The sequence below is a fragment of the Streptomyces antarcticus genome (assembly GCF_026627255.1).
Taxonomy (GTDB): domain Bacteria; phylum Actinomycetota; class Actinomycetes; order Streptomycetales; family Streptomycetaceae; genus Streptomyces; species Streptomyces antarcticus.
In genome coordinates this window covers 1-23,489 of sequence record NZ_JAPNLM010000020.1, presented here as the reverse complement: position 1 = coordinate 23,489, position 23,489 = coordinate 1, and the positions used below count along the sequence as shown (strand labels likewise).

Annotated in this window: 24 protein-coding genes and 1 pseudogene; 11 read left to right on the top strand and 14 right to left on the bottom strand. The window is 72.5% G+C overall.

The window, feature by feature from the left end; translation table 11 throughout:
• Positions 1–3: 3 nt before the first annotated feature.
• From OTB16_RS26625 to OTB16_RS26595, 7 genes are read right to left on the bottom strand one after another with little or no spacing between them, the layout of a single operon-like run.
• Complete coding sequence (locus OTB16_RS26625) at positions 4–1,407, bottom strand: dihydroorotase (RefSeq protein ID WP_267723304.1); 1,404 nt, start codon at positions 1,405–1,407, stop codon at positions 4–6.
• Positions 1,395–2,498, bottom strand: coding sequence for an acyl-CoA dehydrogenase family protein (locus OTB16_RS26620; protein WP_267723303.1), 1,104 nt, complete (start codon positions 2,496–2,498; stop codon positions 1,395–1,397). Before OTB16_RS26620 ends, OTB16_RS26625 begins: the two co-directional genes overlap by 13 nt.
• A complete protein-coding gene (locus tag OTB16_RS26615) occupies positions 2,495–3,556 on the bottom strand; it encodes a PrpF domain-containing protein (RefSeq protein WP_267723302.1) in 1,062 nt (353 codons plus the stop codon). The genes OTB16_RS26620 and OTB16_RS26615 overlap by 4 nt, the downstream gene beginning before the upstream one ends.
• Complete coding sequence (gene asnB / locus OTB16_RS26610; RefSeq protein WP_267723301.1) at positions 3,553–5,388, bottom strand: asparagine synthase (glutamine-hydrolyzing); 1,836 nt, start codon at positions 5,386–5,388, stop codon at positions 3,553–3,555. The genes OTB16_RS26615 and asnB overlap by 4 nt, the downstream gene beginning before the upstream one ends.
• Before the next feature lie 32 nt (positions 5,389–5,420).
• A complete protein-coding gene (locus OTB16_RS26605) occupies positions 5,421–6,407 on the bottom strand; it encodes a PLP-dependent cysteine synthase family protein (RefSeq protein ID WP_420717803.1) in 987 nt (328 codons plus the stop codon).
• Positions 6,404–7,186: an HpcH/HpaI aldolase family protein gene (locus OTB16_RS26600; protein WP_267723299.1), complete on the bottom strand. Its 783-nt coding sequence runs from the start codon at positions 7,184–7,186 to the stop codon at positions 6,404–6,406. The genes OTB16_RS26605 and OTB16_RS26600 overlap by 4 nt, the downstream gene beginning before the upstream one ends.
• Positions 7,183–8,043, bottom strand: a complete 861-nt coding sequence (locus OTB16_RS26595) for a TauD/TfdA dioxygenase family protein (protein WP_267723298.1) — start codon at positions 8,041–8,043, stop codon at positions 7,183–7,185. Before OTB16_RS26595 ends, OTB16_RS26600 begins: the two co-directional genes overlap by 4 nt.
• A gap of 340 nt (positions 8,044–8,383) precedes the next feature.
• Between OTB16_RS26595 and OTB16_RS26590 the strand changes: the two genes are divergently transcribed.
• From OTB16_RS26590 to OTB16_RS26580, 3 genes are all read left to right on the top strand, one after another.
• Entirely contained in the window at positions 8,384–8,596 is a 213-nt protein-coding gene (locus OTB16_RS26590; protein WP_267723297.1) for a tautomerase family protein, read from the top strand.
• The gene (locus OTB16_RS26585; protein ID WP_267723295.1) at positions 8,593–9,867 is read left to right on the top strand and encodes an MFS transporter; all 1,275 of its coding nucleotides are present in this window, start codon (positions 8,593–8,595) and stop codon (positions 9,865–9,867) included. Before OTB16_RS26590 ends, OTB16_RS26585 begins: the two co-directional genes overlap by 4 nt.
• Before the next feature lie 66 nt (positions 9,868–9,933).
• Positions 9,934–10,299: a hypothetical protein gene (locus OTB16_RS26580; protein ID WP_267723294.1), complete on the top strand. Its 366-nt coding sequence runs from the start codon at positions 9,934–9,936 to the stop codon at positions 10,297–10,299.
• A gap of 80 nt (positions 10,300–10,379) precedes the next feature.
• On the opposite strand, the gene OTB16_RS26575 is transcribed toward OTB16_RS26580, so the two are convergent.
• The 4 genes from OTB16_RS26575 to OTB16_RS26560 all read right to left on the bottom strand — a co-directional run bounded on the left by OTB16_RS26575 (position 10,380) and on the right by OTB16_RS26560 (position 12,739).
• Positions 10,380–10,670 (bottom strand): hypothetical protein, encoded by a 291-nt coding sequence (locus OTB16_RS26575; RefSeq protein WP_267723292.1) that lies wholly within the window; start codon positions 10,668–10,670, stop codon positions 10,380–10,382.
• Complete coding sequence (locus OTB16_RS26570; RefSeq protein ID WP_267723291.1) at positions 10,667–11,617, bottom strand: oxidoreductase; 951 nt, start codon at positions 11,615–11,617, stop codon at positions 10,667–10,669. The genes OTB16_RS26575 and OTB16_RS26570 overlap by 4 nt, the downstream gene beginning before the upstream one ends.
• Positions 11,618–11,682: 65 nt before the next feature.
• Positions 11,683–12,225 carry a carboxymuconolactone decarboxylase family protein gene (locus tag OTB16_RS26565; protein ID WP_267723420.1) on the bottom strand — a complete coding sequence of 181 codons (543 nt, stop codon included), beginning with the start codon at positions 12,223–12,225 and terminating at the stop codon, positions 11,683–11,685.
• A 238-nt stretch (positions 12,226–12,463) separates the two neighbouring features.
• The gene (locus OTB16_RS26560) at positions 12,464–12,739 is read right to left on the bottom strand and encodes a hypothetical protein (protein WP_267723290.1); all 276 of its coding nucleotides are present in this window, start codon (positions 12,737–12,739) and stop codon (positions 12,464–12,466) included.
• 131 nt (positions 12,740–12,870) lie between these two features.
• Between OTB16_RS26560 and OTB16_RS26555 the strand changes: the two genes are divergently transcribed.
• From OTB16_RS26555 to OTB16_RS26520, 8 genes are all read left to right on the top strand, one after another.
• Positions 12,871–13,884: a LuxR C-terminal-related transcriptional regulator gene (locus OTB16_RS26555; RefSeq protein WP_267723289.1), complete on the top strand. Its 1,014-nt coding sequence runs from the start codon at positions 12,871–12,873 to the stop codon at positions 13,882–13,884.
• A gap of 387 nt (positions 13,885–14,271) precedes the next feature.
• On the top strand, positions 14,272–15,573 hold the full coding sequence (locus OTB16_RS26550; RefSeq protein WP_267723288.1) for a hypothetical protein: 1,302 nt from the start codon (positions 14,272–14,274) through the stop codon (positions 15,571–15,573).
• Entirely contained in the window at positions 15,570–16,682 is a 1,113-nt protein-coding gene (locus OTB16_RS26545; protein WP_267723287.1) for a JmjC domain-containing protein, read from the top strand. Before OTB16_RS26550 ends, OTB16_RS26545 begins: the two co-directional genes overlap by 4 nt.
• Positions 16,683–16,684: 2 nt before the next feature.
• Positions 16,685–17,965, top strand: a complete 1,281-nt coding sequence (locus OTB16_RS26540) for an MFS transporter (RefSeq protein WP_267723285.1) — start codon at positions 16,685–16,687, stop codon at positions 17,963–17,965.
• Positions 17,962–18,636 carry a 2OG-Fe(II) oxygenase gene (locus OTB16_RS26535; protein WP_267723284.1) on the top strand — a complete coding sequence of 225 codons (675 nt, stop codon included), beginning with the start codon at positions 17,962–17,964 and terminating at the stop codon, positions 18,634–18,636. The genes OTB16_RS26540 and OTB16_RS26535 overlap by 4 nt, the downstream gene beginning before the upstream one ends.
• Positions 18,629–19,672 carry a ribosome small subunit-dependent GTPase A gene (gene rsgA, locus OTB16_RS26530; RefSeq protein ID WP_267723283.1) on the top strand — a complete coding sequence of 348 codons (1,044 nt, stop codon included), beginning with the start codon at positions 18,629–18,631 and terminating at the stop codon, positions 19,670–19,672. The genes OTB16_RS26535 and rsgA overlap by 8 nt, the downstream gene beginning before the upstream one ends.
• A gap of 103 nt (positions 19,673–19,775) precedes the next feature.
• Complete coding sequence (locus tag OTB16_RS26525) at positions 19,776–20,315, top strand: carboxymuconolactone decarboxylase family protein (protein WP_267723282.1); 540 nt, start codon at positions 19,776–19,778, stop codon at positions 20,313–20,315.
• 14 nt (positions 20,316–20,329) lie between these two features.
• Positions 20,330–21,643: an MFS transporter gene (locus OTB16_RS26520; RefSeq protein ID WP_267723281.1), complete on the top strand. Its 1,314-nt coding sequence runs from the start codon at positions 20,330–20,332 to the stop codon at positions 21,641–21,643.
• A 98-nt stretch (positions 21,644–21,741) separates the two neighbouring features.
• On the opposite strand, the pseudogene OTB16_RS26515 reads toward OTB16_RS26520, so the two are convergent.
• The 3 genes and pseudogenes from OTB16_RS26515 to OTB16_RS26505 form a co-directional block, all read right to left on the bottom strand.
• Positions 21,742–22,056 (bottom strand): annotated as a pseudogene (locus tag OTB16_RS26515) (carboxymuconolactone decarboxylase family protein); the annotation flags it as partial.
• A gap of 98 nt (positions 22,057–22,154) precedes the next feature.
• Entirely contained in the window at positions 22,155–23,156 is a 1,002-nt protein-coding gene (locus OTB16_RS26510; protein ID WP_267723280.1) for a hypothetical protein, read from the bottom strand.
• A 159-nt stretch (positions 23,157–23,315) separates the two neighbouring features.
• A partial coding sequence (locus OTB16_RS26505; protein ID WP_267723418.1) for an integrase core domain-containing protein occupies positions 23,316–23,489 on the bottom strand: 174 nt, incomplete at its 5' end.

The window sequence follows — 23,489 nt, the reverse complement described above, 5'->3', positions numbered from 1 at the left end:
GCCTCAGCTCTCCTGTCCCGTGGGTGCGGGCGCCGCTCCCAGCAGCCGCCCGTCGTAGCCGCCGAAGGTGCCGGTGGCCGCGTCCCACACGGTGCGGCCGCGGCGCAGGGTCCGTTCGACACGTCCGGTGAAGGTCCAGCCCTCGTACGCGGACCAGCCGCACTTGCTCTCCACGTCCCGGGCGGAGAGCATCCAGGGCACGTCCGGTGCGAAGACGACGAGGTCGGCGTCCGCGCCCGCCTCCAGGCGGCCCTTGCCGGGCAGCCGGAACAGCTCGGCCGGGACGGCCGCCAGGTGGTGCGCCAGGCGGGCGGCCGCCACGTCCGGGTCCTCCCCGGGACGGCGCCGCCGCATGCCGGTCCACACGGCGACCGCCAGCTCCTGCACGCCCGGCAGGCCGGGCGGCGACTGGGCCGGCGTACGGGTCTTCTCGGCGGCGGTGTGCGGGGCGTGGTCGCTGCCCAGCGTCGCGGCCTGGCCGCCCCACAGGGCCTGCCACAGCCGGTCCTGGTCGCCCTGGCCGCGGATCGAGGGCGACAGCCGGGTGCGGGCGCCGAGGCGCCGGGTGTCCTGGTCGGTGAACGACAGGTGGTGGCCGGTGACTTCGAAGGTGACCGGCAGGCCCGCCGCCTGCGCCGCGCAGACCAGGTCGGCCTCCTCCGTGCTGGACAGGTGCAGGATGTGGGCCCGGGTGCCGTACCGCCGCACCAGTTCGATGATCTTGGCGACGGCGACGATGCCGCCGGTGCGCGGGCGGCGCGCCTCGTACTCCAGATAGCTGCCGGGCTCCCCCCACCACGCGTCGAGCAGCGCGAACAGCCCTCCGTCCTCGGCGTGCAGGACGAGCTGGACGCCGCCCTCGGCCGCGGCGGCGAAGGCCTTCTCCAGCTGCGCGGGATCGCGCACCACGGTCGGCGCGGTGTGGTGGCCCGCCATGAAGATCTTGGCGCTGGTGGCGACGGCCGGATCCAGCCGCGCCAGCAGCTCGGGGTGGTCCGGGTCGAGCCCGATGTGGAAGCGGTAGTCCACCAGCGAATGCCCGTCCACCAGGCCCGCCTTGGCCAGGACCGCCTCGGGGGCCAGCGTCGGCGGCACCGTGTTCGGCATGTCCATCACCGTGGTGACACCACCGCGGACCGCGGCCCGGCTGCCGTGCTCCCAGTCCTCCTTGTAGGTCAGCCCGGGGGTGCGGAAGTGCACGTGGGAGTCGATGAGCCCGGGCAGGACGTAGTGGTCTCCCGCGTCGACGCGCTCGGTGGCGGCGGGCGCGCTGTCGGCGTCCGCGACGGCGGTGATCCGGCCGCCGCGGATGAACACGTGCCCCGGGCGCACGCCCTGCGGGGTCACCAGCCGGCGGCCGCTGACGACGAGGTCGGGTTCCGCACCTGCGGGGGTCAGGCGGTCCATGACAGCGCCACCAGTTCCCGGCAGAGATCGTTGGTCGGCCCCATCAGGCCCACCCCGCGGGCGTCCGCGAGCAGCCGGTCCGCGCTGCCCGCGGCGCGGTAGCCGGCCGAGCCGAGCATCCGCGCGACGTCGAGGCAGATCTCCTCGGCGGCGCTGGTGGCGTACAGCTTGCTGTGCAGGGTGGCCAGGCCCGGATCGGCGGCGGTGCGGGCACCGGCCCGCTCCACGGCCGCCCGTACGGTCTCCAGCCGGGTCGCCAGGTCAACGAGCCGGTGGCGTACGGTCGCCAGCTCCAGCAGCCCGCGCGCGCCGGCGTGGGCGAGCGCCAGGTCGAAGGCCGCCTGGGCGATGCCGGCCGATACCGCCCCCAGGGTCGCCCCGGACTCCCGGACGCCCGCGATGATCGATGCGGCGTGCCCCTCGGGGCCCAGCCGGTCCCCGTCGGACACGACGCAGTCGTCGAGGGTGACGAGTCCGGTGGCGGAGCCGCGCATGCCGGCCAGGTTCAGTCCCAGGTCCGGGACGAGACCGGGGTTGTCCGCCGCGACGAGGAAGAAGGTCTGCCCGGCGGCCCCGTACACGGCCTGCTCGCCGGCCACGGACCCGCCGGTGCTCACCAGGACCAGGTAGAGGTCGGCGACGGCGGCGCCCGTGGTGAACGTCTTGGCCCCGCGCAGCACCCAGCCGCCGTCGGAGCGGCGTTCGCCCGTACTGGACAGGTTCTGCTTCGCCGCGCCCGCGCCGAGCTCGCTCCACGACGAAGCGGCCAGCACACTGCCGTCCGCCAGGCGCGGCAGCAGGGCGCGCTTCTGCTCCTCGGTACCCCACTCGGAGATCCGGGCGCTCACCGCGAAGTGCTGGAAGGCGATGATCGCCAGCGACGGATCGGCGGCGGCGATCTCGGCGGTGACCCGGTTGATCTCCGTGGCGTCCCCGCCCTCCCCTCCGTGGGCGCGCGGTACGGCGGTGGCCAGCAGCCCGCTGGCGCGCAGCGCCGCCAGGGCCTCGCGGTCCGGTTCACCCGCCGCCGCGGCCTTCTCGGCGGACGCGTGGAGCAGCTGGTGGAGCTCCGGTCCGAGCCTCGGTTTCATGCGGCTCCCGACAGCGCCAGGCATTGGGCGACCTCCTCGAATTGCAGATGGCTCAGGGGTTCCAGGACGAACGAGCCCTGGAAGGTGACGTGTTTGCGCGCGACGCTCGACCACAGCAGGGCGCCGTCCCCGGATCCGTCCGCGTGCAGCGCGGTCACGGCGGCGACGGCCGTGCGGCCGCCGGGCGTGGTGATGTCCACCAGGCCGTCCGGCGCTCCCTGTTCGCGGGCGATCCGCCAGGGCACGGTGTGAGGGATGCGGACGGCGGTGCCCAGGCACACGGCTCCGGTCAGCGCGATCGTCGGGTGCCAGCCGGGCACGGTGACCGCACGGGCGGAGAGGCCGCCGTCCTCCCCCGGAAGAATCGCGGCGATCTTGGGGAAGGCCCCATCGCGGGGCCATCCCAGCAGGTCGGCGGCGGCGCCCCGGATGAGTTCCAGGCGGGCCAGCAGGCCGTCCCCGGCGCCGAACAGGGCTGCGGTGTCCGCGATCCCGAGGGTGCGGGCGTCGACGAAGGCGTACGTGTTGGCGCTGGCCACCATCGACACCTCGTGGCGCTCCCCGCCGGTGTCGAGCACGGTGCGGGGCAGTCCGGTGGGCAGCAGTTCGGTGAAGGGGACCGGCCGGGGCTGGACGAAGGCGACCGTGAAGCGGACCCCGTCGCGTTCGACCCCGTCGACCTCGCACACCACGCTGTCCCCATTGTTGAGGACGTTCACGCGGATTCGTACGCCCGGCACGAGGCGCTCCAGCATCCCCGAGCGGGCCGCCGCGACGACCGCCGACAGGATCGAGTGGCCGCAGGAGCCGCGCAGGTCGAACTGGTCGGCCGCTCCCGGCAGGGCCTGGACGAACCGGTAGTCCAGGTCGAACATCGGGTGCGCGGACGGTTCGACCAGCGCGATCTTCAGGACGTGCGCGCCGCCCGCGGAGGCGAGGTAGCGGCGGGCCTCGGCCAGGTGCACCAGCAAGGCCGTCTCCTCGCGCGGCAGGCGGGCTGCGTCGAGGACGAAGGTGGGGCAGGGGCTGCCCGCGGCGTAGGCGAGATGGCCGATCACGCCGCCACCGCCACGGATGCGGGCAGGGCGGCGCCGGGGTGGGCCGCAGTGCGGGCCGGGTGGAACTGGTCGCGCCACACCTCGTGCACGAGCAGCGACCACAGGGCCAGGGCCGTGGTGTCGCCGGGGCGTTCGGCCTGCGCGGTGAACAGCGACCGCACGGCCGCGGCGTCGAGCCGGCCGTCGGCGTCGAGCCGGGCGGGCGTGAGCAGGTCCCGGGCCTGTGTCCACATGGGCTGCCCGGGGCGCAGCATCGCGGTGATCGGGAGGGTGAACGGCTGCTTCGGGCGGTCGAGCACGCTGTCGGGCAGCAGGCCGGCGGCGGCCGCGTACAAGGTCCGCTTGACCCCGCCGCCGTGCACCCTCAGCCGGTCGGGCAGCGAGCGGCCGAGGGCGACGACGGAGCTCTGGCAGAACGGCAGGCGCACCTCGATGGACCCGGCCATGCTGAGGTGGTCGACGCGGCGCAGGTGGTAGGCGGGCAGCCGGTGGCCCAGTTCGAAGCGGGTGATGCGCTCCAGGACGGTGCCGGGGCCGTGCAGCAGATCGGCCTCCGCGTCGGACGGCAGCGCCGGTACCTCGCGCAGCCGCTCGCGGAAGGCGTCGGTGTACAGGGAGCTGCGCAGGGCGGCCGGCACGGCCGACAGCGCGTCGAGGTAGCCCGGCGCCCAGGCGGCGCCGGCCGCCGCGACCTCGGAGGCGTGCTGCATCCGCCCGTACCCGCCGAAGACCTCGTCGGCGGCGTCGCCGGTCAGCGCGACGGTGAAGCCGGCCGCGCGCACGGCCTTGAACAGGGCGTACGTGCTGAGGGCGATGGGGTCCGCGTTGGGCTGCCCCAGGTGCCAGACGGTCTCCTCCAGCAGCGCGGGGAAGTCGGCGGGGTCGATCTCCACCTGGTGGTACACGGCCCGCGCGCGCTCGGCGGCCTGCCGGGCGAAGTGCCGTTCGTCGAAGGGCCAGGAGCCCTTGTAGGCGATGTTGAAGGAGTGCACCGGGCCGTGCTCGGCGGCCAGCGAGGTCACCAGGCTGGAGTCGAGCCCGCCGGAGGTGATCAGCGCGACGGGCACGTCGGCGACGAGCAGCCGGCCGACCTCCTCGCGCAGGGCCCGCCGGACCCGTACGGCCGTGGCCGCCGCGTCCCCGGGCCCGGGCTGCGGCAGTTCGGCGGCCGGGCGCCGACTTTTGCGCGGCGCTCCGCCCAGGGCGCACACCATGGTCGTCGCCGGCGCCATCACCTCGATGCCCTCGAACATCGTCTGCGCGCCGAAGGGGGTGCGGGTGGCCAGGTACGCGTCCAGGGACTCCTCGCGCATCCGGGGTACGGCACGGTCGAAGCCGAGCAGCGCCGGGATCTCGGAGGAGAAGTGCAGCGAGCGGGCCGCCGCGTCCCACCGGTAGTAGAGGGGCTTCATGCCCATCTCGTCGGTGGCCAGCAGCAGCCGGGGCACCTCGCCGCGCAGGTCGACCAGCGCGATGGAATACATGCCGTCGAGGTGCTCGGTGAAGTCGTCCCCGTACTCCACGTAGAGGGCGGGGATGACGGCGCCGTCACAGCGGTCATCGAAACGGTGGCCGAGGCCTTCGAGCCGGTGACGCAGCGCTCCGTGGTTGTAGATCTCCCCGTTGAAGACGACCTGGATGCGGCCGCCCAGCCCGTAGGGCTGCGCTCCGCCGTCCAGGTCCACGACGGCGAGCCGGTTGTTGCCCAGCCCCCAGAGCGCCTCCTGGCGGATGCCCGTGGCGTCGGGGCCGCCGTGGCGCTGGAGCGCCGCGACGGTGCGCATCTCGTGCGGCGTCGCCGCCGCGTTGAAATAGCCGTAGATCCGGCACATGTCTGCCTGTCTTTCCGTGAGGAGACGACGGGTCAGCCGCGTGCCGTGGACAGGTAGCGCTCCCCGCTGTCGGGGAAGACGGTGACCACCGTCGCACCCGCCCAGCGCGGATGCGCGGTAACGCTGCGGCTCGCCCAGGCGGCGGCTCCCGAAGAGGTGCCGACCGGCAGGCCGGTGGCACGTACGATCTCGCGGGCAGTGGCGGCCGCGGCCTCGTCCGGCACGGCGACGACCTCGTCGATGAGAGTGAGATCGGTGATGTCGGAGACGTATCCGGCGCCGATTCCGGGGATGCCGTGCGGGCCGGCCTCGCCGCCCGACAGCACGGCGGAGCGGGCCGGTTCGACGGCCACGACGTGGACGTCCCGGCGTTCCTTGAGGTAGCGGGCGGTACCGCTGATGGTGCCGCCGGTGCCGACCCCGCACACGAGCACGTCGACCGCGCCCCCGGTTGCCTCCCAGATCTCGGGTCCGGTGCTTTCGTAGTGGGCCCGAGCGTTGGCCGGGTTGCGGTCCTGGTGCGGTACCCACGATCCGGGTGTGGCCCGCTGGAGTGCCTCGGCATGTGCCCAGGCGGCCATCAGCCCGTCCTGGTGCGGTACGAGGACCACCTCGGCGCCCAGAGCGTGCAGGACGCGGCGGCGTTCCTCGGTCGCGTTGTCGGGCATCACGATGACGCAGCGGTGGCCGCGCCGGGCGCACAGCGCCGCGAGCGAGATGCCCGTGCTGCCGGAAGAGCATTCGATGACGGTGCCGCCGGACGGGGGCAGCAGCTCCGACTCCTCGGCCTCGCGCAGCATCGCGAGCGCCGCCCGGTCCTTGACGCTGAACAGGGGGTTGAACATCTCCAGCTTGGCCAGCAGCCGCACGGAGGGGGCCAGGCCCGCCAGGGCCACCTCCAGCAGTGGCGTGCCGCCGACCAGCTCGTCCAGCGAACGGGCGGGCAGCCGGGCGGCCGAGGCCCTGCCGGCGGACCACGGGACGGTCTGCGTCGTCACTGTTCCCCCAAGGAATGTCATGCGCCGGCGGCGGAGAGATGGGCCGCCGCGGCCTGCTGCAGATGGGTGATGTCGCTGGAGACCGTGGCGAAGGTGAAACCTTCGGTCAGCCGCTTGGCGGCGCTCTCCCCGTCCAGGCAGTGGATGCCGCAGGCGATGCCGGCGCGGCGGGCGGTGGCGGTGATGCGCTCCAGAGCCCCCTCCAGGGCGTCTGCCGCCGAGGGGTCGCCGAACCAGCGGGCGCCGAGGGCGGCGGACAGGTCCGCCGGGCCCACGTAGACCGCGTCGAGACCGGGCACGGCACAGATGGCGTCGAGGTTCTCCAGGGCGGAGGCCGTCTCGATCATCACGATGCAGGCGGTCTCGTCGTCGATGTCGGACGGCACGGAGCCCACCCGCAGTTCGGCGCGGACCGGCCCTGCAAGGCTTCGCGTTCCCGCCGGATGGTGGCGGCAGGCGCGCACCGCCGTCAGGGTCTGCTCGGCGGTGTCGACCATGGGGACGATGACGCCGCGCGCCCCGGTGTCGAGCGCGACACCGATGGTGACCGGGTCCGCGGACGGGACGCGGATGAGGCCGGCGGAGATCTGCCAGGAGTCGACCGCGAGCATCGCGGACTGCCAGCCCGGCTGGTGCATGACGCCGTGCTGGCCGTCCACGCCGATGTAGTCGTAGCCGAGGCTCGCGATGCGTTCGGTGCCCACGGGGTTGTCGCAGGCGATCCAGTAGCCGACGAGCCGCTCGCGCCCGCGCAGTCGCCGGGCGAAGCCGGCCGGGCCCGGAGCGGAAAGGGTGCTCACTCGCCCTCCTTGAGGGCGTAGCTCTGCTTGCCGTCGAGGCCCGTGGCCACCTCGCCGTTGATGGAGACGCGGTGCAGCACGCGCTTGTGGGTGCCGTAGTCGTTGACGGCGTAGTGCTGGGTACTGCGGTTGTCGAAGATCAGGACGTCGCCCGGGCGCCAGCTCCAGCGGGCGGTGTTCTCCGGCCGGCGCACGTAGCTCTGCAGGACGTCGATGATCGGCCGGGACTCACGGACTTCCATGCCCACCAGCCACTGGGCGAAGCCGCCCAGGAACAGGCTCGGCTCGCCGGACTCCGGGTGCACGCGCACGACCGGGTGGGCGGTCTCGAACCGGCGGGCCAGGAACGCCTCGCGGACCTTGTCACCGCGCTCGGTGCCCAGCCTCGGCTGCTCGGCGTGGTTGGTGTGCACGGCCCACATCCGGTCCGCGATCTCGCGCAGCTCGGCCGGCAGGTCCTTGTAACCCGCGGCCGCGTTGGCGACCAGGGTGTCCCCGCCGTACGGCGGCAGGACGACGCTGCGCAGCGTCGTACCCAGGGAGGGGGCGGTGGTGAAGCTGATGTCGGTGTGCCAGTGATCGGCGCGCTGGTCCTCGCCGTCGACCGCGAGCACCTGCGGGGCCCCGTCGACGGTGCGCATCATCGGGTGCTTCTGGGTGAGCGGGCCAAATCGGCCCGCGAATGCCAGCTGCTGATCGTCGGTGATGTCCTGATTCCGGAAGAAGAGCACCTTGTGCTCCAGGAACGCTTCATTGATCTGCCGGAAAACGGAATCGGAAATACCGGCGGAAAGGTCGACGCCCGTCACCTCCGCGCCGATACGGCCGCCGATCTTTCGTATGTCGAACGTGGACACCAGATTCCTTCCGAGCTCGGCAGAGGTCCTGCGCCCCCCCGTGCCGGCGCGCGCCGTTCCCGCCACTGAGCGCAGGCGCTCACCGGTCACGGGAGGGATGGTCGGCAGGTCGGACGGGACCTGCCGGACAGGACGGCGCCGAGCCAACCACGAGGTTGTTGACGGGGCAACAGACCTACGGGGAGCGCGACGACTTCACCAAGTCGCCCAAGTCGCAGCACGCCGTCGCGAATTCTTGTCCGGCGGCTCCACCCGTGCTCCCATCGGTAAGCGTGGAATCACTCTGCCGCAGTCCCGGCAATTCCCTGGAATGGCCCGTGGAGAGAAGAGGAAAGCCGACATGCCGGTGATCACCGTCAACTGGTGGGAGGGCAACGACCGCGCCGCGCGCAGCGAGCTGGTGGCAGGGATCACCGACGTCGTCACGCGCGTGTCCGGCTGCCCGCAGGAATCCGTCACCGTGATCGTCCGGGACGTCGAACCCGGGCACTGGGGCAGCGGCGGCCGCCTGGCCGACGAACGCGCCCCGCGCGGCCCCCGGACTCCGCGATGAACTTCCGCGACCTGCACCCCAACATCCGGCTGAGGATCTGCGTCGGATTCGTCCAGCGCCTGCTGTCCGTGATGCTGATGCCGCTGCTGGTCATCCATCTCGCCGCCCTCTACGGCGCGGCGACGGCCGGAGCGCTGACCCTCGCGGTGGCCGTGGCGGGCATAGCCAGCAACTTCCTCGGCGGCCATCTCGCCGACGTGTACGGCCGGCGGCCACTGCTGGTGGCCGGCGAGTTCGGTGCGACGGTCTGCTTCGCACTGCTCGCGCTCGCCAATTCGCCCTGGTGGTCCTCCGGCGTGGCCACGTTCGTGCTCTTCCTCGCCCACACCTGCGCCGCGCAGCTGGCCACCCCGGCCGCCGACGCGATGATGGTCGACGTCTCGACCCCCGAGAACCGCCCCCTCGTCTACACGATCAACTACTGGTCGATCAACGTCGCCTTCACCGTCGGCGCCCTGATCGGCGGCTTCCTCTACGAAGGCCACTTTACGCAGCTGCTGGCCGGCGCGGCCGTGGCCTGCTCCCTGACCACCGGCGTGATCTGGCGCTGGATCAGCGAGACGGCACCCGCCGGCTCGCGGGACGCCGCGACCGGTCCCGGCGCCATGCTGCGCGGCTACCTCGCCGTCGCCCGCGACCGCCTGTTCCTCAAGCAGCTGACCGCGGCCGCCCTGATCGCCGCCGTCGAGATGCAGATCGGGTACTACATCGCGGTCCGGCTCGCCGACGAGTTCCCGCGCCAGACCCTGGCCACCATCGGATCCTGGGCGCCGGCTGTCGACGGCGTCGTGATCCTCGGCATCCTGAGAGCCGTGAACGCCGCTCTCGTCGTGGCACTGGTGCTGGCCGCGAAGAACCTCCTCGTACGGGCCTCCGAGCGCACCCGGCTCTACGCGGGCATCGCCGTGTTCACCGCCGGGTACATGGTCTGGGCCGTCAGCAACTCCGCGTGGACCCTGATCGCCGCCGCCGTGCTGCTGACCCTCGGCGAGATCGCCAGCATCCCGGTCCGCCAGACACTGCTGGCCGACCTGGTGCCCGCGCACTCCCGTACGAAGTACATGGCCGCCTACGCCCTCAACGCCCGCGCCGGACTGCTCGTCGCGGCCCTGTGCGTGAGCGTCGGCGCCTTCGTCCCCGCCGTCGGCATGAGCCTGCTGTACGGGACCGCGGGCCTGGCAGCGATCCTGCTGTACCGCTCCCTGCTGCGGGCCCGGGAGCTCCAGGCCAAACCCGAGGCGACCGGGCCCGTCCTCAGCCGCAGCTCCTGACCTGCCAAGACCGTACGGGCCGAACCCTTCCGGCCCGATCTGCCCTGCCACCCGAAAGGAACACCTGTGTCCGTCACCGCCGTTCACCCCGCGCCCGCCCTCTTCCTGGAGCCCGTCGCCACCGACCGTGCCCGCCACCGCGTCCAGGAGCTCATGACCGACTTCCGCTCCGGTGCCTGGACGCCCACCCCGCTGGAGCGGCGCGTCGCCGGCCTCCTGATCACCTCGACCGCGGTGGACGGAACGGTCACCGGGGGGCGCGTCCGCACAGCCCTGTGGGAGGGCAACCTGACGATGATCGAGGACAACGGCGGCCGGTTCGCCTCCGTCCTCGCCGATCTCGTGCCGGTGCTGGACGAGCCCGAGCTGACCGCCCTCGACGTGGTCGACGCGGCGGGCGAGCTGGTCACCGCCGTCGCCGGACTCGGCTGACCCGCAGGGGCGTACGTACGCACCACAAGGGCCCGGTACCCGCGCCGCGCGGGTACCGGGCCCTTGTGTCCGCCGGGTCCCTACCAGGGCCCGTAGGCGATGTAGCGCGCGTACCCCTCGGACTCGGCGGCGGACCCGGACCCGGATGCGGCGGATGCGGCCCGGGATACGGATGCGGCAGAGTCGGGCCCGGATGCGGATGCGGATGCGGGATCCGTCTGCCATGACGCGCCGCCGACGTCCGGCAGCGGCATGTCGAAGGTCCGCCATATCCAGGCCCACGCGGCGATGGTGCGAAAGCGCCCGCCGTCCCCGTCGATCGCCTCGCCCACCCCGGCCGAGATGCTCGGGCCTTCCGTCGTCGCGCTCACGGGGCCGATTCCGTGACGCGCCGGTCCGCGTGCCGCCGGCCGGCACTGCGCGCGTAGCGCACCCCGGTCAGCTCCTGCGACAGCTCCCACAGCCGGATCTGCGCGAGCTCGTTCTGCGAGGCCCGGTTCGAGCGCGCGGGGACCGCCCCGCCGCCGCATTCCGCCGACCCTCCCGGGCCGAGGTAACCGCCCCCCGCCAGCAGGAGGTCGGTCGCGGCCCGCAGGGCCGGCAGTGCCGCCTGGTCCGGTGCCTGCCCCAGCAGGCGCAGTCCCGTCGCGGCGACCGGGCGCAGCCAGGCCGGCGCACCGGAGTGCCACAGGCCGGTCGCGGACAGCCCCGGATGCGCGGCCAGCGAGACCGTCTGTGCCCCGGCGCCGGTCAGCCGGCGGTTCAGTTCACGGGCGAACATCAGGTTCGCGAGTTTGGACCGGCCGTACGCCGTCACCGAGCGGTGCCCGCTCGCCGAGCGCGCTTCGTCCGGCCGGGTGGCCCGGGCCGCCGCCCGGTGGGCGAGGCTCGACACCGTGACCACCCGCGAGCCGGGCACCTCGTGCATGAGCCCCAGCAGCAGGCCGGTCAGGGCGAAGTGCCCCAGGTGGTTGACGCCGAAGTGGGCTTCGAAGCCGTCCTCGGTGTGCCGGTACGGCGGGAACATGACGCCCGCGTTGTTGACGAGCAGGTCCAGCCGGTCGACCCGCCGGCGCACTTGTGCGGCCGCCTCCCGTACCGACTCCAGCGAAGCCAGATCACACCGGACCACCTCCGCCATCCCGCCGACGCGGGCCGCCTCGGCGATCCCTCGCTCGGTGTCGCGGCAGGCCAGCAGGACCCGCGCGCCCCGGGACGCGAGCACTCGGGCCGTCTCCAGCCCGAGGCCGCCGGAAGCTCCGGTGACCAGCGCGGTCCTGCCGCGCTGGTCGGGTACATCTGCCGTGGACCACACCACGTCACACCCTCCTTGGTAGGACTGGAACGGACACGGGGCCGCAGACCGGGGCCGGGCGGCGAACGTCAGACAGCGGCGCCGTAACCGTGGGTGACGATCAGCTCGGCCGCGAAGTCGTAGAACGCCGGATCCGAGGGAACCTCGGTCGCCAGGCCGTTCACATAGCGGTTGAACATCGCGAACGCCGCCGCGATCAGCACCGTGTCGTGGATCTCGCCGTCACCGGCACCCGCCGCACGGGCCGCCGCGATCGCCTCGTCGGAGACCGGGCGGGCGGCGGCCTGAACCTCGGCCGCGACCGCCAGGAGTGCCTTGATCAGCGGGGAGACCGGTGCGGACGCCGGGTCGGCGAGGACCGCTGCGACCAGCTCGCGGCCGCCCTCCAGCTGGGCCGCCGCGAAGGCGCTGTGGGAAGCGGAGCAGAACTGCGTGCAGTTGAGTTCGGAGACATACGCGGCGATCAGCTCGCGCTCGCCCCGGGTCAGCGGGGACTCGCCGCTGCGCAGCAGGGTCTCGGCCAGCTGCGACAGCACCGCCCCCGTGTCAGGGCGCTGGACCATCAGGCCACTGATGCCCGGAAGGTCGTTGCTGATCTCGATGTGCGGCACCTGGGCATCCTTCGTTGGGGTGGGGCTCACGGTTGAGCACATCGTCCGCATCCCCGCACACCCCGGCCAACTCCGAGCGTGCGTAGTTCACTTCGCACGCTCGGAGGTGAGCTCCGCATTCCAGGAGACGCGCCCCGGCGCCGCCTATTCCAAGAATGGGGCCGTGGCAAGAGACACCTCGTCCGACGGCGAGACTTCGGCAGCTGACCGATACCTCAAAGGCACCTTCGCGGGTGTCTCAGACCGTCGTCGGCCGGGCCAGTTCCCAACCGGCGAGCCCGGCCGAGCGCGTCAGCGCACGTCCGCACAGCTCCCGGCAGCGCGCGACCGCGCCTGCCGCGTCGGGCGCGAGCAGGAAGGCCACGCCGCGCGCGCCGGAGCGGCCGGTGTGCACCCGCAGGTGCTCCAGTCCGTCGCCGCTCTCGCAGGCCTCCCACAGCGCGCGGAGCACCGCGTCGGCGGCCGCGTCCGGGGCGCCGGACGGCTTGGTGAGGGAGAACTCGACGAGATGCACGCATCGACTATGCCGGATCCGGACCCGCGGACCACACCCGTAACCCCGTCATGTCCGTGCCACGGCACGGACATGACCCCCCGGCCGTCCTCGGCCGACCGACCCTTCCGCACGACTTCGGGGGAGCACTGATGTTGCAGGTACTGGGACTCGATGCCCGGACGGAGTCCGTCTACCGGCTCATGCTGGAGCAGCCGGGACTGGGGGTGGACGCCCTCGCCGACGCGCTGGGCGAGGACCGGGCGGCCGTCCTGACGGCCCTGGACCGGCTCGCGGACCTCGCGCTGCTGCGATCGGGCACTCCCAGCCCCGCCGATGACGCACCCCCCGCCGGAAACACCCTGAACCTGGTCCCACCCCGGGCCGGTCTGCAGGTGCTCCTGGCGCGGCGGGAGGAGGACCTGCGGCGCACTCAGCTCGAAATGGAGGCCGGACGCGCGGCGGTCGCGGACTTGCTCGCCGACTACGCCGCGCTGGGGCGGGAGAGCCCGGCCGGCGCGGTGGAGCGCTTCACCGGGGACGAGGCGGTGCGCCGGTGCCTGGAGGACCTCATCCTCCACGCCGCCACCGGCCTCTGCGTCTTCGCCCCCACCGGTACCGGCGGGAGCACCCCCTGGGACCTCGACGTCCCCCTGTACGAGGAACGGCTCGCCCGGGGCGTCCGCGTCCGCGTGCTCCACCTGGACAGTACGGCCGGCTCTCCCGAACGCCGCCGCGCGATGCGCACGCTGGCACAGGCGGGCGCCGAGATCCGCACGGTGCCCTCGCTGCCGATGCACATGCGCATCGCGGACGGGGACAGCGCCGTCCTGCCGACGGCCGCGCACGAGAGCGTGCGGGGCGCGGTCGTCATCCGCGAGCCGGGCGCCCTGGCCGGGCTGCGCGCCCTGTTCTCCTACCTGTGGGACGAGGGCACACCCCTGGACACGGAGGCGGCCGACGCCGGGGCGGGCACGGACTACTCGGCGCAGGAGCGCGCCCTGCTGCGCTTTCTGGCAGACGGCCTCACCGATGAGGCGGTCGCCCGCAAGCTCGGCATCTCCCTGCGCAGCGAACGCCGCATGATCTCCAGCCTGTCGGAGCGCTTCGGCACGCACAGCCGCTTCCAGCTCGGCCTGCAAGCCGTCCAGCGAGGCCTGCTGTGACCCGCCACATGACACGAATCTGCCATGAGAATTCCCTGCCAGGCGAAAGGCATGACACGCGCCGGGCAGGCCTGACAAGCTCATTCACAGAACGAACCAGAAGCAGCCGAAGGCCGCTGACGGTCGCACTGGAACCCCCTCCGGTACCCCTGGCTTCACCCATCGAAAACCCCTTATCCGCTTTCTGAAAGGAATGATTCACATGGAGAACGAGAAGAACCTGGTCATGGAGATCCTCGAGGACGACAACTTCGACTTCGAGGCCGAGTTCAGCCCGCGCCAGGACGTCGGCCACTGAGGCCCCCTTCCGTCACGCGGCCGGTCGTCTGACAAGACACCGGCCGCGTCGGCCTATTTACCCTGATTTCCCGGACAACGGTGACCGCGATGAGCATCCAGACCAGCCAGACGACCCTCGACGAAAAGAAGTGGAAGACGTTCGTGGCCGCCCAGGCCCCGGACTTCGCCGGCACGGCCTTCATGCCCGCCCTCGTCACCGACCCCGGCCACGTCAGCGGGCTCATCGACGACGCGCTGCGCACCGCCACCCACAGCGCCCCGGGTGACCTGCGACTTCGGGCCTTCAGGCCCGGCGCGTTCGACTACCGGCTGACGAAGCGGTTCATCGACTCGCCCCTGGCCCCCGGGGAGAGCGCGGTCGCATGGCTCGCCCGCACCGCCGACAGCAGCTCGGAGTGCCTGGCCGTCAACGACGTCTCCTCCTGGAGCCTGCCGCTCACCGGATGGATCGCCGCACTCGTACGGGAAATCGTCTCCGAGGGAGTCCACGAACTTCCCTCCGGCACAGATGTCTACACGTTCGTCGCCGACTCCGGTTGGACGCCCTTCGGAATCCACAAGGATTCCGAGCCTTCGCTGATCTTCCACCTCGGGCCTTCCCCCAAGGAAGTGTGGGTCTGGCAGGAAAACCCCTTCGACGCCTCCGGGATCACCCCGAGCCCGTCCTTCGGCCGCATCACCTTCGACATCGAGCAGCACCTTTCCGCGGCGGAACACTTCGTCCTCCAGCCCGGCGATTTCATCTGCATACCGAAGGACACGTATCACGTGTTCCGCAATGCCGGCCCTTCGGCATTCCTCGGTCTCACCCTCTATCCGGTGAAAACCCGTTCGCTCATCGCCGAGGCACTCTGGCGCTCGGCCCCCGAGGACCTCCACCCCACCCTCGCGCCCTACCCCACGGCCCATCAACTCAGCACCCTGACCCACGCCCTGCTGACCATCCCTGCCTCCGCCGCCGCCGAAGCCGCCGAAGCCGCCGATGCCGCCGCCCCCGTCGGCTCCGCAGACGCCCTCACGCTGGCCGACCGGGTCGCGGCCGAAATCGCCCTCGGCCAGCTGCGCCTGCGCACCAGCGGCCACCTCAGCCGCCCGCACCCGGCCGCGCTGCCCGCCGACGGTCCCGCCCACGGCCTCCTGTTGCGCTGGGCCCATCCCGGCGTCGTCGCCGCGGCGCGCACCGCCTCCGGCGCCGTCCTCGTCGTACGCGGCCGCCACCTGCCCGTCTCCGACGGCCTCGACTTCTCCGCGCTGGAGCAGGCGACCCGTTCCACGCAGCCGTTCACCCTCGCCGGGCTCGCCGAACGGCTCCCGGACGGCCTGGACGCGGACCGCCGCTCCGCCCTGGCCCGCCGGCTCTACCTGCTGGGGGCGGTGACGGCGGCATGAGCGGCTTCGAGGTCTTCGCCTACGCCCAGCACCTCCTCGCCGCCCTCGGCGGGCCCGACGCCCTCCCCCCGGCCTCCGGCGTACGTCTGTACTCCCCAGCCGAGTCCCCAGCCGACGGCTCCGCCGGGTCCCCGGCAGCCGGCCCCGCCTCAGCAGGCACCGACGCCCTGCTGGCCGGCGTCTGGTCCGCACTGGCCCGCCCCGGCGCGCTGGCCACCAACTTCCGCCTCGTCGAATCCGGCCGCCAGGTCGACCGCAGCCGCTGGATGCGCTCGCGCGTCGGCGACGGCGAGGTCCTGCACACCACGCTGGTCCCCGCCTACCTGCACAGCGCGATCGAGCGCGGCGCCACCCTCGTCATCAGCCACATCGAGGCCCTCGACGAGCGCGTGATGCTGCTGTGCGAGGCCATCGAGTACCAGCTCCACGCACGCGCCTGGGTCAACTGCTACATCACTGCGGGCGACGCCTCCGCCTTCGACGTCCACTCGGACGACCACGACGCCCTGATCCTGCAGCTCCTCGGCCGCAAGCACTGGCAGGTCGACACCCGTGTCGGCGCCCGCTCCCGCGACCTCGCCCCCGACAGCCTGGACCGGGTCCTGGAACCCGGCATGTGCCTGTCCGTCCCGCGCGACACCGCCCACTGCGTGTCCGGCACCGGCGAGCTCACCGTCCACCTCACCATCGGCTACGAGCCCTTCGCCGATCTGCGCGAGGAGGCCCTGGCCGCCCATGAACTGCTCGGCACCAGCGCCGCCGAGCCGGACCTGGAATGGCTCGCCACCCGCCTGGCCATGCGCCCCGACCGCCGTGCCGGCGCCTCCCTGCGCTCCGCCCTGACCGGCGAGGTCGGCGAATCCACCCGCATCCGCTGGGCGAGCCGCTTCCCGCCGAAGATCCGCCCCACCGACGACGGCCTCGTGGTCATCACCATGGGGCGCCGCATCCGGCTCGACCGCCGTCTGGAAGCCACGATCGGCCTCCTCTCCCGCGGTTCCGCCCTGACCTGGCACGACCTGGCCGCCCAGAGCGACCTGTCCGCCGCCGACCTGCGCGACCTGGTCCGCTTCGGCGCGCGCAACGACTTCCTCATCTGCGAAGGGTGACCGTGTCCACCACTGTCCGGCTCAAGGACAAGACGGCGATTCTGCGGGAACGGCGCTTCGCCACGTTCTTCGCGGGGAACGTCGTCTCCAAGATCGGTGACGCGGCCGTCCCCGTCGCCTTCGCCCTGGCCGCGTACCAGGTCTCCGGCTCCGCCGCGGGCATCACGTGGGTACTGCTCTCCCTGTGGGGCGCCCGGTTCTTCATGGTCGCCACCGGCGGCCGCGTCGCCGACCGGTACGACCGGATCAAGGTAATGATGGGCGCGGACGTGCTGCGCCTCGTCGCCCAGGGCGCCCTGGCCCTGCTGTTCGCCGGACTGCTGCCCGTCCAGAGCTGGCACCTGTGCCTGTCCGCGGCCGTCTACGGCATCGGCACGGCCTTCTACGTTCCCGCCCAGATCGGCCTGACCCCCGAACTCGTCCCCGAGGAACGGCTCCAGGACGCCAACGGCCTGCTGTCCCTCGTCGCCGACGTCGCGTTCCTGCTGGGCCCCGTCCTCGCCGGCGTACTGATGAGCACCGTCGGCTTCACCTGGGTCCTGTGGCTCGACGTCGCGTCCTTCGCCGTCAACCTCGTCCTGCTGCTGCGGCTGTCGCGCCTCCACACCCCGGCGCGCCGGGCCCGGACCGACGCCCCCGCCGATGCCGATGCCGATGCCGATGCCGATGCCGATGCCGAAAACGAGGACACCCGTTTCCGCGCCGGTCTCGCGGTCATGGCCCGGTACCCGTGGTTCGGCTTCGGCATGGCCCTGTGGTTCCTCGTCTCCCTCGGAATCGGCCTGACCGCCGTCGCCGGCCCCGTCATCGCGGTCGACTCCCTCGGCGGCGCCGGCGCCTGGTCGGTCCTCGCGACCTGCCTCGCCGTCGGCTCCCTGCTCGGTTCCCTCACCGTGATCTCGGCGTCGAAGCAGCACCCCTGGAAGGCCGCCGCCGTCGTCGTCACCCTCGGCGCCGTCCTGCAGTTCACCACCCTGACCCTGCGCGACCACCTGCCGACCGCCGTCATCGCCGCCTCGTTCGTGCTGTGCGCCCTGACCACCGCCGCCTGCGGCATCGTCTGGGACACCGCCTACCAGAGCGAGATCCCCGAGCGTTACCTCTCCCGCGTCGGCTCCGTGGACAACTTCGTCAACGCCGTCGGCGTACCCCTCGGCATGCTCGTCGGCGGCCTGTTCACCGACCACTACGACGTGGTCTTCCTCGTCCTCTCCCTCCTCCTCGTGCTGCTCGGCCTCCCGGCCGCCCGCCTGGCCGGCCGGAGAAGGAAGGCAACCCCATGAACCTCGCCACCGTCCTCGACGCGCCCGCGACCGGCCCCGCCGCGCACATCCACTCGCGCGGCGACCGCTTCGTCGTCATCGACGACCTGCTGCCGGGGGCCGACTTCGCCGCGGTGACCGCCGAGTTCACTGCCCTGCGCCTGAAGCCCGTCCTGTCCACCATCGACCCGGTCTACGACGGCTTCGCCTACCGCGCGGGCGAGGACAAGCAGCCGCTCGCCGCCACCACCGCCGACGCCCCGCGCTGGCAGCGCGCCGTCAGGGAACAGGTCACCGCGCACCTGGAGGTCGTAGCCGCCCTCGAGGACGACGACAGCCTCGCCCTCAGCTTCAGCGCCTGGGGCTACCCGGCGGGCTCCCGCCTCAGCTGGCACAACGACGCGGGCGCCGGCCGCGTCGGCGCGTACGTCTACTTCACCCACCCGGACTGGGACGCGAGCTGGGGCGGCGCCCTCGCCCTGATCGACGAGGAGTCCCGCCCCGAGGCCGGCGACGGCGCCGCCCTCGTCCACAGCCCCGTCCACCCCACCCTGATCCTGCCCCGGCCCAACCGCCTCGTCGTCTTCCGCTCCCACACCATGCACGCGGTCCAGCGCGTCGACTCCGCCGCCGGCGACCGGCTGCGCCGGACCTGGACCGGCTTCATCACCGAGGGAAACACTCATGACTGACACGCTCACCGCCCCCGCCGCCCTCGAACGCCTCGGCTGGAACGCCGCCGACGAGGACCGCTGGACCGGGCCGGGCGCCCCCGCCCGCGTGGTCGTCAACCACGGATCGGTGTGCGAGGTCCTGCTCGGCGCGGCCGACGGACGGCTCGTCCAGCACAGCGCGACCACCGCACCCCAGCTGCCCGCCACCCCCGTCGCCGGTGACTGGGTCGGACTCGGCGCCGACGGCCGCATCCGCGCCGTCGCCGCCCGCCGCGCCGTCCTGAGCCGCGCGGGCGCCGCCGGCAGCGGGCCCCAGGTCCTGGCGGCCAACATCGACACCGTCCTGATGGTCGTCCCGCTCGACGGCGGCCTCAACGCCAAGATGGTGGAGCGCCTCTCCGTCATGGGCTGGGAGAGCGGAGCCCAGCCGGTGCTCGTCCTGTCCAAGAGCGACCGGACCCGTGACGAAGGCGCCGAGGACGCGGCCGCCGCCGAACTTCTCAGCCCCGGCGTCCCCGTAGTCCCCGTCAGCGTCCGCACCGGGCAGGGCCTCGACACCCTGCGCACCTGGCTCGGCCCCGGCACCACCGCCGTTATGCTCGGCCCCTCCGGCGCGGGCAAGACCTCGCTGCTCAACGCCCTCGAAGGCACCCACGAGGCGGTCACCGAGGTTGGGCGCGCGGGCGGCCGCCACACCACCACCACCCGCCGCCTGCACCTCCTCGCCTCCGGCGGAGTCCTCCTCGACATCCCCGGCATCCGCTCCCTCGAGGTCGCCGCGAGCCGCGAGTCCGTCGACGACGTCTTCGCCGATCTCGCCGCCTTCGCCCTGGGGTGCCAGTTCGGGGACTGCGGCCACGACGGCGACGGCGGCTGCGCCGTCGAAGAGGCCGTCCGCACCGGTGACCTGCCGTCCGCCCGCCTCGCCAACTGGCGCAAGCTCCAGGGCGAGATCGCCTACCGCGAGCGCCGCGAGGACCCCTCCGCCATGGCCGACATCCGCCGCCAGTGGAAGGCGGTCAGCAAGCAGGCCCGCCGGGGCCGCCGCGGCTGAACCGGACGAAACCGATCGGGCACAGGAGGAGTTGGCGCGAGCGTCCCGCCGCGCCAACGATGGCACCGACCCGCGAGCCACCCTCCAGCAAAGGACGCACCCGGTGCCGCACATCACGATTGTCAGCGACCTGCCCGGCATCAGGGGCCTGATGAGCGACCATCCCGACTCGGCCGCCCCGCTCAACGCCGTCGCCGACACCCTGTTGCGGGGCCCGTCCCCACTGCCGAGCGGCGAGCGCGAGCTGATCGCGACGTACGTCTCGGAACTCAACCGCACCCGCTTCTGCTCCGACACCCATGGCGCGGCGGCCGCCGCCCAGCTCGACGGCGGCGCTGACCTCGTCAAGGCCGTCCAGCACGACGTCGACTCGGCGTCGCTGTCCCCGCTGCTGCGCGCCCTGCTGTGGATCGCGGCCGAGGTCCAGGCCCAGGCCGCGCCCGTCTCCGACGAAGCGATCGCCGCCGCCCGCGCGGAAGGCGCCACCGACGGCCACCTCCACGACACCGTGCTCATCGCCGCGGCCTTCTGCATGTACAACCGGTACGTCAGCTGCCTCGCCACCGCCTTGCCGGCCGAGCCCGGCTACTACGAAGAAGCGGGCCGCCGGATCACCACTCACGGCTACGCCCGCGCGGTCTGAGAGGTACGACGACCATGTCCACAGCGTCCCCCGAGACCCGCGCCACCAAGCGGACCCACCGCCGCGCCGTCACCGCCACCGTCGTCGGCAACTTCGTCGAGTCCTTCGACTGGCTGGGCTACGGCCTCTTCGCCCCGCTCCTCGCCCCCCACTTCTTCCCCTCCAGCGACCCGGTCACCTCCCTGATCGGCGCGTTCGCCGTCCTCGGAGTGGGCGTCCTCGTTCGTCCGCTCGGCGGCATCCTGCTCGGCCGCCTCGCCGACCGGCGCGGCCGGCGCCCCGCCCTGATGCTCGCCATCGGCCTCATGACCGCCGGCTCGTTCCTGATCGGCATCGCCCCGACCTACGGCCTGGTCGGCGTGCTCGCCCCCGTCATCCTGCTGCTCGCCCGCGTGGCCCAGGGCATCTCCTCCGGCGGTGAATGGCCCGCGGCGGCCGCCTACCTCATGGAAGTCGCCCCGCCCAAGCGCAAGTCCCTCTACGGCAGCCTCTTCTCCCTGACCACCGCCGCGGGCGCCTTCACCGCAGCGATGCTCGGAGGCCTCCTGACCGGCGTCCTCGGCGCCGACGCCATGGCCGCCTGGGGCTGGCGCGTCCCCTTCCTCGTCGGCGGAGTCTTCGGCATCGTCCTGCTGCTGCTGCGCCGCGGGCTCGCCGAGACCGAGGTCTTCCGGCGCGAGGCCAGCACCCGGGCCACCCGCGGCTCGCTGCGCCAGGTGCTGGTCACCTACCGGCGCCAGGTGCTGATTTCAGTGCTGTTCATCGCGGGCATGGGCACCATCGGCGGCACCTGGACCTCCGTGATCCCGGCCATGGGACAGCGCCTGAGCGGGCCCGGCACCACGTTCGCGGTCGTCGTCTGCGCGACGGCCATCCTGATCGTGATCAACGTGCCCATCGGCCTGCTCGCCGACAAGGTCGGGCCCCGGCGCTTCCTGCTCGGCGCGACCCTCCTCTTCGCCGTCACCGGCTCGTACAGTTTCCTCACCATCGACGGCACCTTCGCGAGCCTGCTGTTCACCTACCTCAGCGGCACCGTCTACCTCGTCTGCGCCACCACCACGCTCCCCGGCATCCTCTCCGAGCTCTTCCCCGCCGAGAACCGCGCTCTGGGCATGGGCCTGCCCAACGCGGTCACCTCGGCGGTCCTCGGCGGCATCGCTCCGGCACTCGCCACCTACCTCGGCGAACACGGCGCCTCCGGCTGGTTCATCGCCGGCGTCACGGCCATGGTCCTGCTCGCCTGGCCCGCCACCCTCCTCGCCCTGCGCACCCCCGGCCCGTCCGCGCCCGTCCTCGACAAGGCCTCCCTGGTCCTCACCAAGTAGCCGTACGCCGCCGGATCCTCCGGCGTGATCGCCGCAAGACCGTCCACGTACCGGTTGAACATGCAGAACGCGGCCGCGATCAGCACCGTGTCGTGGATCGCCTCGTCGTCCGCCCCGGCGGCCCGAGCCGCCACGACGTCCTCCTCGCCCACCTCGCGCGCATCGCCCTGCACCTTGCCCGCGATCGCCAGCAGCGCCCGCATCCGCTCGCTGACCGGCGCACTCGCCGGATCCCGCTTCACGGCCTCCACCAGCTCGTAGTCACCGCCCAGCGCGTGAGCGGCCGCCGCGGTGTGCGATCCCGTGCAGTAGCGCGTCTGGTTGCGGTAGGACACGAAGGCGGCGATCAGCTCCCGCTCGCCCACGCTCAGCGGTGACTCGCCCCGGAGCAGCTGCTCGGCGAGCTCGCTCATCCGCCGCCCCGAGGCGGGCTTGCTGGCCATCAGACCGCGGATCCCCGGCACCGGGGCCGGGATCTCGATGTGCGGCACGGTACGTACTCCTTCGCCGGTTAGTTGTTGAACCACGGGGTGGTCGTCGAGTCCGTGCTGAACTGGTTGAGGATCAGGTCGGCCACCTTCTGCTGACCGGTCGCACTGGGGTGGACGCGATCGGACACCAGGTCGGTGCACGCCCACTCCAGGCCGTCACTGCGCCCCGGGGTGCCGCCCGCCACGCCGTCCGCACCCAGCCCGTCCGCCCACATGTACGGACCCCAGGACAGCCACGGCGCGACGCCGCCCGCCCCGTAGCTGAGGTTCGAGTCGCCGTTGATCTGGTTCTCGATCAGCTTCTTGACGGCCCAGCCCTGCTGGTAGGCGCCCGCGCTGCGCACCGGGTTGTAGGTGTAGATCCGGCTGGCCACGTAGCCCAGCGCCAGGTTCGGGTAGTTCGCCCGCGCGTTGCGCATGATCGTGCCGAGCGTGTTGGCCAGGGCGTCGGCCCCGGCGGGGAAGGCACCGAGGTTGTCCCCGACGAGCTGCTCCTTCAGCCACACCGCCTGCACCTGCGCGGGGGTCACACCGGCGGCGGAGAGCCGCGAGGCGAGCACGGACCAGGTGGTGTCCGCCGGGTTCGCCCACGCGTTGGCGTCCTTGCTGCCCTGGGCGCCGTCGACGATGACGATCTTCGAGTTCAGGCCGGCGTACCCACCGGCGGTCTGGATGAACTTCTGGAACTCCTGCGTGGTGTTCGACATACCGATGGAGATCAGCACGACCTTGCCGTTGACCAGGTCCACCTGCCCGGCCGCGTTGCGCGGCAGCACATGGTTGTTCGCGATGTTCTCGCCCGCGGTGTTGTGCGCGGCCGGCCGGGTGTTGCTGCCGCCCGGATACAGGCCGCCCGTCCGGCCCTGGTAGGTCCCGGTGCCCAGGTCGTTGAGCGGCACCAGGCCGCTCTTCGTGTACGTGCAGTCGACCGGTGGCGCGGACATCGCGGTCTGCGGCACCATGGCCAGCGCAAAAGCAGTGGCGGTGGCGGTCAGATATGCGGCGGTGCGGCGGATCTTCATGGCTCCTCCAAAAGGCGACGCGTACGGGACGAGCGGCCCGCTCCACGCGATGCTCCGGCCAACCCTGCGCCTGCCGCACCTTTTGCCATGCTCTGAACAAACCGGCCGCAATCCAGCATCCAGAACTTCCCCTGAACCGTTCCGGGTTCGGTAGAGACTCTAGGTCGTGACTGTGACCTGGGGTTTCGTGGTTTCGCGGTAGTAGCTGGCTTCGTATTCGACCGGCGGGATGTGCCCTATCTCACCGTGGAGTCGGCGGTGGCAGTACCAGTCGACCCACTCGGCGGTGGCCAGCTCGACCTGGGACAGTGTCTTCCAGGGCCGCCCGGGTTT